This window comes from Corynebacterium sp. ACRPH, assembly GCF_022347285.1.
Lineage (GTDB): Bacteria > Actinomycetota > Actinomycetes > Mycobacteriales > Mycobacteriaceae > Corynebacterium.
This window is the reverse complement of sequence record NZ_JAKRND010000001.1, coordinates 205,883-221,088: the sequence shown is the minus strand read 5'-3', so window position 1 is coordinate 221,088 and position 15,206 is coordinate 205,883. Positions and strand designations below refer to the sequence as shown.

Sequence of the window (15,206 nt, the reverse complement as noted above, 5' to 3'; positions counted from 1 at the left end):
GAAAACGCCACAACGCAGCAGTCATCTGCCTGGCACGACGCCGATGCAATGTCATCTACGCGATGCTGAAAAACAAGGAGTTCTTCCGCGAAATCCCGCCACGCCCCGTCGCCGCATAAAGCCCAAAACGAAGCCGACCAGCACACGCTGGTCGGCTCCTAGGCACGCCTAAGAAACTACTCCCAAGACTGTACTCGTCAACATCGGCCTGACGCTTGACAAAAACATAGGGACACCCCCCGAGGGGGTATGGCCTGGGAACTCTTTGCCCGCGGTGCCCGACTACTTCCACAGCGCTGGAAAACTCGCAGGATTGAGCTCAGTCTTTTCGGCGCTATGGTGTCAGCAGTGTCGTGACAGAAAGGTTCACCGTTTACATGCCTCGCCGTTTTTCTTCTTTTGGACGCCCCTTCGCCCGCATCCTCGCGGCGTCTGGAATGGTTGCCGCCGTTTCCGTGGGTTTCAGTGCTCCAGCCTCTGCCCATGACGTCGTGGTGAAGTCCACCCCGGAGGCCAACTCCACGGTCGATCATCTGCCGGAAAAGATCGTCCTGAATTTCTCGGGCGAGCCGCAGGAGGGCTTCAACACCATCGCGCTGTCGCACGATGGTGAGGTGCTTTTCCGCGACGAGCCGACGGCCGATGGCCGGGAGTTGTCCGTCGATGTTCCGGCTGATGTGCAGGAGAAGAAGGACGGTGGCGAGTACACCGTTGGCTACCAGATCACTAGCTCCGACGGTCACTCCACCCGTGGCAGCCTGAAGTTCAATCTGGCTTCCGCGGATGGCGGCGAAGGTAGCAGCAGCGGCGGAAGCCAGTCCGAAGGGGGCTCCGAGGAGGGGGCACAGGGGGAGCAGTCCCTGAGTGTTCCTTCTTGGTTATTGCCTTTGGGCGGTATCGTCGTAGTTGTGGGTGCTTTGGCAATCGCCATCGCACGCTTTCGCGACTTGAAGGACGACTAGCCGACAGTAGGGTAGAGCGTTCCTCATGTCCGATTAGTTGACGATTACCTGATCAGGAGATTTCCCGTGAAGAAGTTCCGCTCTGCAACCGCTGCCGCTCTGGCTCTGACCACCGCCCTTGCACTGTCCGCTTGCACCCCTCCTAATGAGAATGACGGCGACCAGCGCGAGGACACCGCAACCACCGGCCCGGCTAGCCCGAGCATCCAGTCCACCGAGGAAGCAGCTACCGACTCGTCCGAGTCCGAGGCTGAAGAGACCGACGCTACCGATGCGGAGGAGACCGACGCTTCCGTAGAGACTGAGATGGACGGCGCTGAAGTGGCCACCGATAACGCCGAGGCAACCGCCACCGGCGCAGCATCCGCGTCGGGTGCCACCAACTAGCACGCGAAACGCTAGAGATCGCGTATAGCGTGTCCGGGATTGAGCCCCGGACACGGCAATGGTTGGGAAGCCCGCACGCCTTTTAATTGAAAGGTTTGTTATGTCCCTGACCTCCCTGAATAACACCAAGAAGCGCGCCGCAGCCGTGGCCGCCGTCGCCTTGAGCAGTGCGCTGTTCCTTTCCGCGTGCTCGGACGATGGGGAAGACAAGAACGACGCTTCCACCTCGGCGGAGGCTACTGAGTCCGCAGAGTCCACTGAATCTGCTGGGTCCGCGGACGACAAGGCTGCCGACGAGCAGGCGCTGGAGTTCGAGGACTCCTATGTCACCGCCAAGCCTGCAGACAAGAACATGACGTCTGTGTTTGGCACTCTGCACAACACCACCGACAAGGACATCACCATCACCGAGGTGAAGGGCGACATTGACGGTGCGAAGTACGAGCTGCACGAGGTCAACGCTGACGGTGAGATGCAGCAGATCTCCAGCCTGACTATCCCCGCGGGCGAGGATAGCGTGCTGGAGCCGGGCGGAAACCACATCATGATCATGGACGTCTCCGACGAGATCGCCGCCGGCGATGCTCTGTCCTTCACCCTGGTCGACGAGGACGGCAATGAATACAAGCTGGAGAACGTTCCGGTGCGTGTCCAGCAGTCCACCCACGAGCACTACGGTGACGAAGATGGCGGCAACATGGAAGGCATGGAGCACGGCGGCAACATGGAAGGCATGGACGGCATGCAGCACGGCGAAGAGCACGGACACGAGCACTAATACCCATGCATGACCCCGCACGTTTTCGTTCTTCCATTTCTGACGCCCCCACCCCCGAGCCTGCCCAAGGTGTGAAAGTCACTCGCCGCGGCTTCTTTGCGGGACTGGGAATGACCGGCGCCGCATCCGTCCTGGCAGCTTGCAGCACGGCAGAAGACTCTGCTGGAACAGCTGGCAATGGTGGTGCTGGCGATGGGGCGTCAATAAGAAAGATTGATTTCGACGGCCCGCACCAGGCGGGCATCCGGGAAGACTCGCAGAACCACGCGCTGTTGGTGGCCTTTAACCTCAAGAGGGACGGGCTACCGCGCGGTGGGCTGAAGAAGAACCTGGAACGCCTGATGCGCATTTGGACCGGTGATGCGCGCTCCATGACTCAGGGGCAGATCGCCCTGGCGGATCTGGAGCACGAGCTATCGATCGCTCCGCAGAATCTAACGGTGACTGCGGGGTGGGGCCCCAAGTTGATCAAGGATGCGGGCTTGATCGACGAGGCTCCTTCCTGGGTGAAGAAAAACCTCAATGGGCTGCCGAAGTTCAAGGGAGACAAGCTCGACCCGGACTTTGGTGGCGCCGACGTGGTCCTGCAGATCTGTGGCGACGACCTAACGGCCGTGAGCCATGCCGCGCGCGTGCTGACCCGTGGCGGTCGTGACTATGCGACGCCGAAGTGGACCCAGCGCGGATTCGTGGACTCGCCGACAGGCGAAACCCCGCGCAACCTGCTGGGCTTCAAGGATGGCACCGCCATTCCCCGCACCGACGAAGAATACGACGAATCTATCTGGGACGATCAGGGCGGCAGCGCCATGGTTGTCCGCCGGATCGTGTTCGACATGCCGGGGTGGGAGCAGCTGGATCGCAAGTCCCGCGAGGTCGTGTTCGGACGGCACGCAGACACTGGTGCACCGGCGGGAGCGAAGGACGAGTTCGACCCGGTGGATCTGAACAAGACCGGCGATGATGGTTTGCCGATGATCGATGAGCGCAGCCACGTGGGCATCTCCGCAGGCGAGGGCACCCATATGCGGCGCCGCGCCTACAACTGGGACAACGAAGTCACGCCCCTGGGCAACAGCGGGCTGATTTTCATCTGCTTCCAGGCCGACCCGGACGAGGCATTCACGCCTCTGCAGAAGCGCCTCGCGGAGAAGGACCGGTTGAATACGTGGATCACCCACGTCGGTTCAGCGGTGTTCTGGGTACTTCCCGGCACGCAAAACGGGGCGTACTGGGGGCAAGAGATCCTGGAGGGGTAGAATCTACGGGCGTTGAGGACTGTCACCAGGTATGTGACCGTCACTAAAGCCCGAGAAGGAGCACGATCCACAAGTGAGTACCCCCGAAATCACCCCAGTCGCCGTTACTTTCCGCGTTCCGGCCGGCACCCCGGCCGGAGCCGCCATGCGCGAGCTGGGCCTTCCCAACAAGGGTCCGGAAGCCATCGTTTGTGTGAAGGAGACCGAGGGGGAGGATGCCGGCCAGCTGCGCGACCTCTCCTGGGCGCCCCAGCAGGATGCGGAAGTCGCCGCCGTTCCGGCGAACACCGATGAGGGGCGCGGCGTAATCCGCCACTCCTGCGCCCACGTGCTCGCGCAGGCAGTGCAGAAGGAATTCCCCGGCACCAAGCTGGGAATCGGCCCGGCCATCGACAATGGCTTCTACTACGACTTCCAGGTTGCAGAGCCCTTCACCCCGGAGGATCTGAACAAGCTGGAAAAGACGATGAAGAAGATCATTAAGTCCGGCCAGAAGTTCGAGCGCAAGGCTTATGCCGACGCAGAGCAGGCTCGCGCGGAGTACGCAGACGAGCCCTTCAAGACCGAACTGATTGCCGACAAGGGCAACGTGGATCCGGACTCCGACGAAGCCACTGAGGTCGGAACCGGCGAGCTGACCGCCTACAGCAACGTAAACCCGCGCACCGGGGAGGTCGAGTGGTACGACCTCTGCCGCGGCCCGCACGTGCCGACCACCCGCTACATCCCGGCTTTCGCCCTGACCCGTTCCTCCGCCGCCTACTGGCGCGGTGACCAGTCCAAGGCCGGGCTGCAGCGCATCTACGGCACGGCCTGGGAGTCGAAGGAAGCCCTGGCGGAATACCAGACGATGATGGAAGAGGCCGAGAAGCGCGACCACCGTCGCCTGGGCCAGGAGCTGGACCTGTTCAGCTTCCCCGACGAGATCGGCTCCGGCTTCCCGGTATTTCACCCGGACGGCGGCATCGTGCGCCTGGAGATGGAGGAGCACTCCCGCAAGCGCCACATCGCCTCCGGCTACAGCTTCGTCAATACCCCGCACATCACGAAGGGCGACCTGTTCCAGAAGTCCGGCCACCTGGATTTCTACTCCGACGGCATGTTCCCGCCCATGCAGCTGGATGGGGAAACCGACGACGAGGGCAACGTCACCAAGCCGGCGCAGGACTACTACGCCAAGCCCATGAACTGCCCGATGCACAACCTGATCTTCGCCTCGCGCGGGCGCTCCTACCGCGAGCTACCGCTGCGACTGTTCGAGTTCGGCACGGTGTACCGCTACGAGAAGTCCGGTGTGATTCATGGCCTCACCCGTGCCCGTGGTTTCACCCAGGACGACGCGCACATCTACTGCACCGAGGATCAGCTGGAGCAGGAGCTGACCACCGTGCTGGAGTTCATCATCTCCCTGCTGCGCGACTACGGACTGGATGACTTCTACCTGGAGCTATCCACCAAGGATCCGAACAAGTTCGTGGGTACCGATGAGATCTGGGAGCGTTCCACGCAGATCCTGGAGCGCGTGGCCACCAAGTCCGGCCTGGAGCTGGTGCCGGACCCGGCAGGCGCGGCCTTCTACGGCCCGAAGATCTCCGTCCAGGCCCGCGACGCCATCGGGCGTACCTGGCAGATGTCCACCGTGCAGTTGGACTTCAACCTGCCGGAGCGCTTCAACCTGGAGTACACCGCGCCGGACGGCTCCAAGCAGCGCCCGATCATGCTTCACCGTGCGCTTTTCGGCTCCATCGAGCGCTTCTTCGGCGTGCTGCTGGAGCACTACGCCGGTGCGTTCCCTGCATGGCTGGCCCCGCATCAGGTCGTGGGCATCCCGGTCGCCGACGAGTTCAACGAGTACCTGGAGAACTTCGCCGCAGACCTGCGGGCTCAGGGCATCCGCGCGGAGGTCGATACCTCCGACGACCGCATGCAGAAGAAAATCCGCAACCACACCACCGGCAAGGTGCCTTTCATGCTGCTGGTCGGTGGGCGCGATGTGGAGGCGAACGCGGTGAGCTTCCGCTTCCTGGACGGTACCCAGGTCAATGGCGTGCCGCGCGAGGATGCGCTGCGCATCATCTCCACCTGGATCGCTGAGCGCCGCAACGACCAGCCAAGCTCGGAGCTGGTCCAGCCGTTGGTGGAGGCTTAACACCGCAGTGGAGCAGCAGCAACAGCAGACCGAAGCGTATGTGGACTTAGGCGTGGGCTCCCAACCCGACCTGCAAGGCGGGCTGGAGCGACTGTGGGCGCCCTACCGCTCCCAGTACATCGCCAAATCCAAGCGATCTGCCGACCCCTTCGCCACGCTGCCGGAGCTTTCGGACGAGGAGGCGCTGATTGTCGCCCGCGGCAAGTCCGTCTACTGCGTGCTGAACCTGTACCCGTATAACCCCGGCCATATGCTGGTGGTTCCTTATCGCCAAGTGGCCGATTACACGGAGCTCAGTGACGCAGAAACCGCAGAGCTGGCGGAGTTTACGAAGATTGCGCTGAAGGCACTGCGGGCGGTTTCCAAGCCCGATGCGGTGAACGTTGGCCTCAATTTGGGCAAGGCCTCCGGAGGCTCCATTCCGACACACCTGCACCAACATATAGTGCCCAGGTGGGCCGGTGATGCTAACTTCATGACAGTCATGACGGGCACCAAGGTGTTGCCACAGACGCTGCGGGAGACCCGTGCGCTGCTGGCGAAGGCCTGGGAAAGCGTTACCCGTTCCACCGACTAGCGGTTCAAACCATTAGGGAGAATAACTTCAGCGATGCTTAGCGTGCACGGCCGTGGCCCCGCCGCGGTCATCATTGAACCGATCGCCCGGGTGCTGCACAAGATGGGGATTACCCCCAATGCAGTGACCGTTTTCGGCACCCTGCTGGCGATCGGTTTCGCGCTCTGGCTGATTCCCTCTGGTCACCACTTCGCCGCCGCCGTACTCATCGGTCTGACGGTCGCCACCGACATGGTGGACGGCACGATGGCTCGCATGCGCGGCGGCGGCACCCGCTTCGGCGCCACGCTAGATGCCACCTGCGACCGCCTCAGCGACGGCGCCATCTTCGGCGCCCTGGTTCTCTGGTTTGGCCTGCAGGAGCCCGCGAACGTGGTGATGATGAGCGTCTGCCTGGTCATCCTTGTCGCCAGCCAGGTCACCAGCTACGTCAAAGCCCGCGCGGAGGCCTCGGGCATCAAGGTCGTGGGAGGGCTCATCGAGCGGCCGGAACGCCTCATTATTTCCCTGGTCGCCGTCGGTATCGGCGGCCTCGGCGTGCCTCACGTTCTGGCGTGGGGGCTGTGGATCCTCGCCGCTGGTTCGCTGTACACGGTTGTCGAGCGGTTGGTGATTGTTGCTCGTTCGGACGCCGCGTCCCAGACCATCGCCGCCCCAGAAGGGGCCCGCGAGTTCCCCGCCGAGGGGAGTGAGGGTTAATGGGCGAGCGGCTATCCGCCGCGGCGTATATCGCTGGCTGGAAGATAACCTCCAAGCTGCCGAAGCCGGTGGCGAAAGCATTGTTCGAATGGGGCGCGGACGTGGCGTCCAAAAAGGGCAAAGGCCCAGAACAACTGCGCCGCAACCTCGCCCGAATCGTCGGGCCGGAGAACGTCACGCGCGACCTGGTGCGCCGCTCCATGCGCAGCTACATGCGCTATTGGCGCGAGGCCTTCCAGCTGCCGGCGATGGCCGGACGCGAGCTGGCGGAGGAGCTCAACCGAAACTTCGTGCCCGGCTCGCTGGGGCTACTGCACGCGAGTGCCGAATCCGGCCGGGGCACCGTCATCGCCTTGCCGCACGCGGGCAACTGGGACATGGCCGGGGTGTGGCTGGTGCACCACTACGGGACCTTCACCACCGTGGCCGAGCGCCTGAAGCCGGAGATCCTGTTCGAGGCTTTCGTGGATTATCGCGAGTCGCTGGGCTTTGAGATCATCGCGCTGACGGGCGCGGACGTGCCGCCCTTGGAGCGGATGGAGGAAGTGCTGCGCGGCGGCGGGACCGTGTGCCTGATGGGGGAGCGCGACCTGACCGGCCACGGGATAGAGGTGGAGTTCTTCGGGGAGAAGACCTCCATGCCTGCCGGGGCGGCGCTGCTGGCACAGCGCACCGGGGCGAACCTGTTCACCGCGCGAGTGGCGTTCCGCGGCGGGTCCACGGACCCCCGTCCCGAGCGTCGAGGCACGCCGGAGACCTGGGAGCACGAGGTCACTCCCGTAGAGGTGGAAGGGCGGAGCCTGCAGCAGATCGTCCAGCAGATGGCGGATAACTTTGCCCGCGGCATCGCCATGGATCCGCAGGATTGGCACATGCTGCAGCCGCTGTGGTTCTCGGACCTATCGGAGGCGCGCCGCAAGCGCCTGGGGTTGGGTGAAGAAGACCAGCCGGAAGGGCAGGGCCAATGAGGGTAGGAATGGTTTGCCCGTACTCCTTCGACGAACCGGGCGGCGTGCAGATCCACGCCATCGACCTGTGCACGGAGCTGCGCAAGCGCGGACACGAAGTCAGCCTGATCGGCCCCGGCAAATCCACCGAGGGGCTGCCAGATTTTGTGGAGCTGGGTGGTTCCAGCATTCCGATTCGCTACAACGGCTCGGTCGCACGCCTGAGCTTCGGCCCGCGGACGAAGAAGCACCTGAAGCAGTGGATCCGCGATAACCAGTTCGACCTTTTGCACATCCACGAGCCGAACTCCCCGTCCTATTCGATGATGGCCATGGCCGTGGCGGAAGGGCCGATCGTGGCGACGTATCACGCCTCGGCCAGCGAGTCGAAGATCCTTAAAGTGGCGCTGCCTTTCCTTCGCCCGTACCTGGAGCGCATCCACGGTGGCATCGCGGTTTCCGAGGAGGCCCGCCGCTGGCAGGTGGAGAACCTGGCGGGCGACCCGGTGCTGATCCCCAACGGCGTGGAGACCTCCGTCTACCGGAACGCTGAACCCCTGGCCGGGCTGGGAACAACTGGGCAGCCCCGGCCGCGTCCGCGCCTGATGTTCTTGGGCCGTTTCGAGGAACCCCGCAAGGGCCTGCAGATCCTGTTGGAGGCCATGCCGCGGATCGTCGCGGAGGTGCCGGACGTGGAACTGCTGATCGCCGGTGGCGGCGACATTGACGCCCTGGTTGAGCGCGTGCGGAAACTCGGTCTGTCCGTCTGTGTGGGGTTGGGGTCCAGCGCTAAACCTAGTGACACCCACGTGCGCGTTCTCGGGCGTGTCAGCGACGCGGACAAGGCCAGCGCGCTGAGCGCAAGCGATGTCTACGTGGCTCCGAATACGGGCGGCGAGAGCTTCGGCATCGTCCTGGTGGAGGGCATGGCGGCTGGGGCGGCGGTGCTGGCCAGCGACATCCCGGCCTTTGAAGCCGTCGGCCAGCACGGAAGGTCTGCGCGCCTGTTCCGCAATGGTTCGGCCGAGGACCTGGCCGAGAAGGCTATCGGCCTGCTGCGCGACGACGCGGGCCGAGGCAAACTCATCGCGGCCGGGGCGCAGCGCGCCGTAGATTTCGATTGGCAGACGGTCACCGACCAGGTGGAGCAGGTGTATGACACGGTGACGGTCAAGGGGCGAAAGGTGACACTCGCATGATCACGATTCCCGTGTGGGGCTTCATTGTCGCGGTGGTTTTGATCCTCGCGATCGTTGCGGGCGTGTGGGCTTCAGGGATGGCCAGCCGGCTGAACCGGTTGCACATCCGCACGGACTCCGCGCGCGTGAGTCTGGAGGGGGCGCTGCACTCCCGCTCGAGCGTGGTTGCCACGCTGCAGCCGGAGCTAGGGCAGGACGTGGCGCACGTGAACCGCGTGGCACTGCGGGCCACCGACATGGGCGCGCGGAGCGAGGCGGAGAACGAGCTGCTGAGCGAGCTGGATTCGCAAGTGTGGACCAACCCGAACTTCCTGGAAGCCTCGGCGAAGGTAGATCTGGCGGCCCGCTTCTACAACGATGCGGTCTCCGATACCTTGAGTGTGCGTTCCCGCCCGCTGGTGCGCGCCCTGCGCCTGGCCGGCCGGGCGCCGCTGCCGGAGTATTACGAAGCCCTTCTGTCCAGCCCCGCACCCAACGAAGATTCCGCCGATAACGGGGGCTCAGCGGAGGGTAAGTTCTAATCCAATCCCGATAGTGGGATTGGAAAGTAGACAGGTTAGACTAGAGCCGATCTAAAACTCTTCATAGATGGGAAGTTAAGCATCGTGACCAATAACTCTTCTGCTGCGAACACCGGTACCGCTCGCGTGAAGCGCGGCCTGGCCGACATGCTCAAGGGCGGCGTGATCATGGACGTCGTTACCCCGGAGCAGGCAAAGATCGCCGAGGATGCCGGCGCTACCGCCGTTATGGCGCTGGAGCGCGTGCCCGCCGATATTCGCGCCGAAGGTGGCGTTTCCCGCATGTCCGACCCGGACATGATTGAGGGCATCATTAATGCCGTCTCGATCCCGGTTATGGCCAAGGCCCGCATCGGCCACTTCGTCGAGGCACAGGTTCTGCAGTCCCTGGGCGTGGACTTCATCGACGAGTCCGAGGTACTCACCCCGGCCGACTACAAGAACCACATCGACAAGTTCGACTTCGAGGTTCCCTTCGTCTGCGGCGCTACGAACCTGGGCGAGGCGCTGCGCCGCATTAACGAGGGTGCGGCCATGATCCGCTCCAAGGGCGAGGCCGGCACCGGTGACGTCTCTAACGCAGTCACCCACATGCGCACCATCCGGGCGGAGATCAACCGCCTGACCTCCATGGCCGAGGACGAGCTGTACGTGGCCGCCAAGGAGCTGCAGGCTCCCTACGAGCTGGTGCGCGAGGTTGCTGCCAATGGCAAGCTGCCGGTCGTTCTGTTCACCGCCGGTGGCATCGCCACCCCGGCTGACGCTGCGATGATGATGCAGCTGGGCGCCGAGGGTGTCTTCGTCGGCTCCGGCATCTTCAAGTCCGGCAACCCGGAGCAGCGCGCCCGCGCCATCGTGCAGGCCACCCAGAACTACGACGACCCGGCTACCATCGCCAAGGTCTCCCGCGGCCTGGGCGAGGCCATGGTCGGCATCAACGTCGACGAGATCCCGCAGCCGCACCGTCTGGCGGAGCGCGGCTGGTAATGTCTCCGCACCGTCCGAAGATCCTGGATGTCCTGGATCTAGAGCGCATCGACCGCGACATCTTCCGCGGCAGCCCGCTGCCGTCGAAGCTGGCGCGCACGTACGGCGGCCAGGTTGCCGCGCAGGCCCTGGTCGCGGCCACCCGCACCGTCAGCGAGGATTTCGTCGTGCACTCCCTGCACGGCTACTTCGTTGGCCCGGGCAACCCCGATGCATCGACGGTGTTCTTGGTCGACCGTGTCCGCGACGGTCGGTCCTTCGTCTCCCGTTCTGTGAAAGTTGTGCAGGACGGCAAGGCGATCTTCAGCATGCAGGCCAGCTTTCACATCCGCGACGATCACGGCCCGCAGCACTCCGACGAGATGCGCGCGGTGCCGGATCCTGAGTCGATTGCGATAGATACCGAGTCGCTAACCAGCGTCCAGCGCCTGTTCCGCGACGAATGGGCCGACTGGGACGTGCGCATCGTCCCGTCGGAGGACTACGAGCACAACAAGTACACGGCCTCCCAGCAGGTGGTGTGGTTCCGCACGAAGTCTAAGCTGCCGGATATCGACACCCTGCACGTCTGCACCCTGGCCTACATGTCGGACATGACCCTGCTGTCGTCGGCGCTGGTGCCGCACCGCCCGGCGGAGTTCCAGGAGGCCTCGCTGGACCACGCCATGTGGTTCCTGCGCCCCTTCCGCGCCGACGAGTGGCTGTTGTATGACCAGGTTTCCCCGTCCGCCCACGGTGGCCGTGCGCTGACCCACGGGAGGATCTTCAACCAGCAGGGCGACCTGGTGGCCGTGGTCACCCAGGAGGGGCTGACCCGCACCCTGCGCGACGGTGCCCAGTCGGTGCCGTTGAAGGATCAAAAGGAGCAGTAGGCAGATGATCATTGGTGTGTTGAGCGTGCAGGGCGGATTCGTCGAGCACATGCGTAGTATCGAGCGCCTGGGCCACGAGGCCCGTGCTGTTCGCCGCCCCGAACACCTCGAAGGCCTCGACGGGCTGATCATGCCCGGCGGCGAGTCCACCACCATGTCCAAGCTGCTGGAACTCGGCGGAATGCTGGAGCCTCTGCGGACGCTGGTTGCCGACGGCCTGCCCGTGTTCGGCACATGCGCTGGGCTGATTCTGCTGGCCGATCGGGTCTTGGACACTCGTAGTGACGCCCACAGCTTGCACGCCATGGACATCACAGTGCGGCGCAACGCCTTCGGCCGGCAGGTGGACTCCTTCGAGACCCAGCTGCCGTTCGGGGACATCGACACGCCCGTCGAGGCCGTTTTTATCCGCGCACCCAAAGTGGAGGAAGTGGGCGACGGGGTAGAAGTTGTGTCCACTTTGCCGGATGGCACGGTCGTCGGCGTGCGGCAGGGGCACGTGCTGGGATGCAGCTTCCACCCGGAGCTTTCCGAGGATGACCGCGTGCACGAGTACTTCCTACGGATGGTTAAGCAGTACGGCGTGGAATAGCTGCCGCATAGCTTCGGCGGTTGGGACGTGGGGGCGTCATAAAGAAAAAGCGACGTGCGTGACGGCGGCTACACCGTAGGGGTCTAGTATGGAAGCGAAACAGACGAACCCGACTACCGAAAGAGGATCATGGCCGGCCACTCCAAATGGGCAACTACCAAGCACAAGAAGGCTGCCAACGACGCAAAGCGTGGCAAGGAATTCGCCAAGCTGATTAAGAACATCGAAGTGGCGGCCCGTACCGGTGGTGGTGACCCCAGCGCAAACCCGACGCTGCAGGACGCGATCACCAAGGCCAAGAAGTCCTCGGTGCCCAACGACAACATCGAGCGCGCTCGCAAGCGCGGCTCCGGTGAAGAGGCCGGCGGCGCTAACTGGGAAACCGTGATGTACGAAGGCTACGGCCCGAACGGTGTGGCCATGCTCATCGAGTGCCTGACCGATAACCGAAACCGCGCCACTACCGACGTGCGCACCGCCATGAACAAGAACGGCGGCAATATGGCGGACGCGGGCTCCGTTTCCTACCTGTTCACCCGCAAGGGCGTGGCAGTGCTGGACAAGGGCGAGAACACCGAGGACGACATCCTGCTCGCCGTGCTGGACGCCGGCGCGGAAGAGGTCAACGACATCGGCGAGAAGTTTGAGGTCGTGTGCGAGTCTTCCGACATCAACGCGGTTCGAGACGCGCTGAAGGATGCCGAGATCGACTACGACTCCATCGAGCTGGACTTCCGCGCGTCCATGGAGGTTCCGGCGGACGCCACCACCGCGAAGAAGGTGTTCAACCTGATCGACGCGCTGGAGGATTCCGACGACGTGCAGAACGTGTTCACCAACATGAACATGCCGGATGACGTGCTGGCGGAGCTGGACAGCGAATAATTAAAACACGTGTGCTATTCTTAGCTACACGATGAACACTCCACATAATTCCGCCTGGGGTAGCCCCACCGGTGGCCCGACCTCGCTGGCCGGGCTGCGCGTGATGGGAATAGACCCTGGGCTGACGCGCTGCGGACTATCCGTGGTGCAGGCGGGGAAGGGGCGGGCCGTGTACCCCGTGGCCGTGGGGGTGGTGCGCACTCCGTCGGACATGCCGGTGGAGCGGCGCCTCAACAAGCTCTTCGACGCGGTGGAGGAGTGGTTTGACGACTACCAACCGCACGTAGTGGCGCTGGAGCGCGTGTTCGAGCGCTCCAATGTTTCCACGGTGATGAACACCGCCCACGCCTCCGGTGTGTTGATGCTGGCCGCCGCCAAGCGCGGGGTAGATGTGCACATGTACACCCCCAGCGAGGTGAAGAAGTCCATCAGCGGCAACGGCCGGGCGGATAAGGCGCAGATGACGCGCATGATTACCCGTATCATGGGGCTGAGCGAAGCACCCAAGCCGCCGGATGCGGCCGATGCGCTGGCGCTGGCCGTATGCCATTGCTGGCGGGCGCCACTGAACCATCTAGTAAAGGGGAAACCATGATCGCATCGCTGCGCGGAACTGTGATTGATAAGGGCCTGGACTACGTGACCATCGAGTGCGCGGGCGTGGGCTACCAGTGCACCGGCACCGCCACCACCATCGCGGAGCTGCCGCGGGGTGAGGAAGTCTTCGTGACGACCACGATGGTGGTGCGCGAAGACTCGCAGACGCTGTACGTGTTCAAGGATGCGGACGAGAAGCGCGCCTTCGCCACCCTGCAGTCCGTCTCCGGCGTGGGCGCACGCCTGGCGTTGGCGATCCTGTCGGTTATTAGCCCGCAGGAACTCGCCCGGGCGGTATCCAACGGCGACCACAAGAAGCTGCAGAAGGCCCCCGGCGTGGGCAAGCGTTTGGCCGAACGCATGGCTGTGGACCTGAAGGGCAAGGTCGCGGACCTGGTAGAGATCGCAGATGCTGGGGGTGACGGAGTGGCCGGTGCCGCGGGCGTTGCCGGGGATGGCCAGGCCGTGGCGGCGGACGTGCGGGAACAGGTCCTCGAGGCGCTCGTGGGGCTCGGGTTCACGGAGTCCAAGGCCGGTACCACCATCGACGCAGTATTGGCCCAATGGTCCGCCCCGCAAGCCCCGGATGCTTCCGGGCTGCTGCGCGCCTCGCTGGCGGCAATTAAATAGGCACATGTAAATAGGCACATGCAAGCCCAAGTACGCTGCTGAAGAATAGGGGAGACTGGAGACCATGAGCGACACCGAGCGCACAGAGTTTGAACTTCCACCGGGCGTGGGGCCGGGCGCCGCACCCGGTGGCCAAGGCTTTGCACAGAACGCGGATCTGGACCCGCAGCGGTCCGCCGGGGAATCGGACATTGATACTTCGCTGCGCCCCAAGTCACTGGATGAGTTCATCGGCCAGCCGAAGGTGCGCACGCAGCTGGACCTGGTGTTGGGCGGCGCGCGCTCCCGCGGGGTAGCCCCCGATCACGTGCTGTTGGCCGGCCCGCCCGGGTTGGGCAAGACCACCATGGCGATGATCATCGCCCAGGAGCTCGGCAGCTCGCTGCGCATGACCTCCGGCCCCGCCCTCGAGCGCGCGGGCGACTTGGCCGCCATGCTCTCCAACCTGATGGAGGGCGACGTGCTGTTTATCGACGAGATTCACCGCATGGCCCGCCCCGCCGAGGAGATGCTCTACATGGCGATGGAGGACTTCCGCATCGACGTGATCGTTGGCAAGGGCCCGGGCGCCACCTCCATCCCCATCGAGATCGCCCCGTTCACCCTGGTGGGCGCCACCACCCGTGCGGGAATGCTCACCGGGCCGTTGCGCGACCGCTTCGGCTTCACCGCCCAGATGGAGTTCTACGACACCGCCGATCTAACCCGGGTCGTCACGCGCGCTGCGGGAATCTTGGGGGTAGAAATTACTGGTGACGCCGCAGCGGAGATCGCCTCCCGTTCCCGCGGAACCCCGCGCATCGCCAACCGACTGCTGCGCCGGGTGCGCGACTTCGCGGACGTGAATGCCGACGGAAAGATCACCGTCGAGGTTGCGCGTGCCGCGCTGCTGGTCTTCGACGTGGACGAATCTGGTCTGGATAGGCTCGACCGGGCGGTCATCGAAGCCCTGGTGAAAGGCCACGGTGGTGGCCCTGTGGGCGTCAATACCCTTGCGCTGGCGGTAGGCGAAGAACCGTCAACGGTCGAGGAAGTCTGCGAGCCCTACCTCGTGCGCGCCGGAATGGTCAGCCGCACCCCGCGAGGGCGCGTAGCGACGGCGGCGGCGTGGCGGCACATCGGTTTGGAACCGCCTGAGGGCACAATCGGGCTATAGCGGGGTAAA

Annotated in this window: 17 protein-coding genes; all 17 read left to right on the top strand. The window is 64.1% G+C overall.

Annotated features, from left to right (window positions below; translation table 11 throughout):
• Positions 1–377 precede the first annotated feature (377 nt).
• The 17 genes from MHX66_RS01005 to ruvB all read left to right on the top strand — a co-directional run bounded on the left by MHX66_RS01005 (position 378) and on the right by ruvB (position 15,197).
• A complete protein-coding gene (locus MHX66_RS01005) occupies positions 378–962 on the top strand; it encodes a copper resistance CopC family protein (protein WP_239198638.1) in 585 nt (194 codons plus the stop codon).
• Positions 963–1,028: 66 nt separating this feature from the next.
• Positions 1,029–1,349, top strand: coding sequence for a hypothetical protein (locus tag MHX66_RS01000; RefSeq protein ID WP_239198635.1), 321 nt, complete (start codon positions 1,029–1,031; stop codon positions 1,347–1,349).
• Positions 1,350–1,449: 100 nt separating this feature from the next.
• Complete coding sequence (locus MHX66_RS00995; RefSeq protein WP_239198632.1) at positions 1,450–2,127, top strand: copper chaperone PCu(A)C; 678 nt, start codon at positions 1,450–1,452, stop codon at positions 2,125–2,127.
• Positions 2,128–2,132: 5 nt separating this feature from the next.
• Entirely contained in the window at positions 2,133–3,386 is a 1,254-nt protein-coding gene (locus tag MHX66_RS00990) for a Dyp-type peroxidase (RefSeq protein ID WP_239198629.1), read from the top strand.
• A gap of 145 nt (positions 3,387–3,531) precedes the next feature.
• Entirely contained in the window at positions 3,532–5,535 is a 2,004-nt protein-coding gene (gene thrS, locus MHX66_RS00985) for a threonine--tRNA ligase (RefSeq protein ID WP_239198674.1), read from the top strand.
• 7 nt (positions 5,536–5,542) lie between these two features.
• On the top strand, positions 5,543–6,112 hold the full coding sequence (locus MHX66_RS00980) for an HIT domain-containing protein (RefSeq protein ID WP_297666574.1): 570 nt from the start codon (positions 5,543–5,545) through the stop codon (positions 6,110–6,112).
• A gap of 33 nt (positions 6,113–6,145) precedes the next feature.
• Complete coding sequence (gene pgsA / locus MHX66_RS00975; protein WP_070487582.1) at positions 6,146–6,811, top strand: phosphatidylinositol phosphate synthase; 666 nt, start codon at positions 6,146–6,148, stop codon at positions 6,809–6,811.
• Positions 6,811–7,779: a phosphatidylinositol mannoside acyltransferase gene (locus tag MHX66_RS00970; RefSeq protein ID WP_239198626.1), complete on the top strand. Its 969-nt coding sequence runs from the start codon at positions 6,811–6,813 to the stop codon at positions 7,777–7,779. Before pgsA ends, MHX66_RS00970 begins: the two co-directional genes overlap by 1 nt.
• A complete protein-coding gene (locus MHX66_RS00965; protein WP_239198623.1) occupies positions 7,776–8,957 on the top strand; it encodes a glycosyltransferase family 4 protein in 1,182 nt (393 codons plus the stop codon). Before MHX66_RS00970 ends, MHX66_RS00965 begins: the two co-directional genes overlap by 4 nt.
• Positions 8,954–9,478, top strand: coding sequence for a hypothetical protein (locus MHX66_RS00960; protein ID WP_239198620.1), 525 nt, complete (start codon positions 8,954–8,956; stop codon positions 9,476–9,478). Before MHX66_RS00965 ends, MHX66_RS00960 begins: the two co-directional genes overlap by 4 nt.
• 84 nt (positions 9,479–9,562) lie before the next feature.
• Positions 9,563–10,465 carry a pyridoxal 5'-phosphate synthase lyase subunit PdxS gene (gene pdxS / locus MHX66_RS00955; protein WP_297666572.1) on the top strand — a complete coding sequence of 301 codons (903 nt, stop codon included), beginning with the start codon at positions 9,563–9,565 and terminating at the stop codon, positions 10,463–10,465.
• On the top strand, positions 10,465–11,337 hold the full coding sequence (locus tag MHX66_RS00950; RefSeq protein WP_239198617.1) for an acyl-CoA thioesterase II: 873 nt from the start codon (positions 10,465–10,467) through the stop codon (positions 11,335–11,337). Before pdxS ends, MHX66_RS00950 begins: the two co-directional genes overlap by 1 nt.
• Positions 11,338–11,341: 4 nt before the next feature.
• On the top strand, positions 11,342–11,929 hold the full coding sequence (pdxT, locus tag MHX66_RS00945) for a pyridoxal 5'-phosphate synthase glutaminase subunit PdxT (RefSeq protein WP_239198614.1): 588 nt from the start codon (positions 11,342–11,344) through the stop codon (positions 11,927–11,929).
• Positions 11,930–12,058: 129 nt separating this feature from the next.
• Positions 12,059–12,814, top strand: coding sequence for a YebC/PmpR family DNA-binding transcriptional regulator (locus tag MHX66_RS00940; protein ID WP_239198611.1), 756 nt, complete (start codon positions 12,059–12,061; stop codon positions 12,812–12,814).
• Between the two features lie 31 nt (positions 12,815–12,845).
• Positions 12,846–13,409, top strand: a complete 564-nt coding sequence (gene ruvC / locus MHX66_RS00935) for a crossover junction endodeoxyribonuclease RuvC (protein ID WP_239198608.1) — start codon at positions 12,846–12,848, stop codon at positions 13,407–13,409.
• Positions 13,406–14,041, top strand: coding sequence for a Holliday junction branch migration protein RuvA (gene ruvA / locus MHX66_RS00930; RefSeq protein WP_239198605.1), 636 nt, complete (start codon positions 13,406–13,408; stop codon positions 14,039–14,041). The genes ruvC and ruvA overlap by 4 nt, the downstream gene beginning before the upstream one ends.
• A 64-nt stretch (positions 14,042–14,105) precedes the next feature.
• Complete coding sequence (gene ruvB / locus MHX66_RS00925) at positions 14,106–15,197, top strand: Holliday junction branch migration DNA helicase RuvB (RefSeq protein WP_239198602.1); 1,092 nt, start codon at positions 14,106–14,108, stop codon at positions 15,195–15,197.
• Positions 15,198–15,206: the final 9 nt, after the last annotated feature.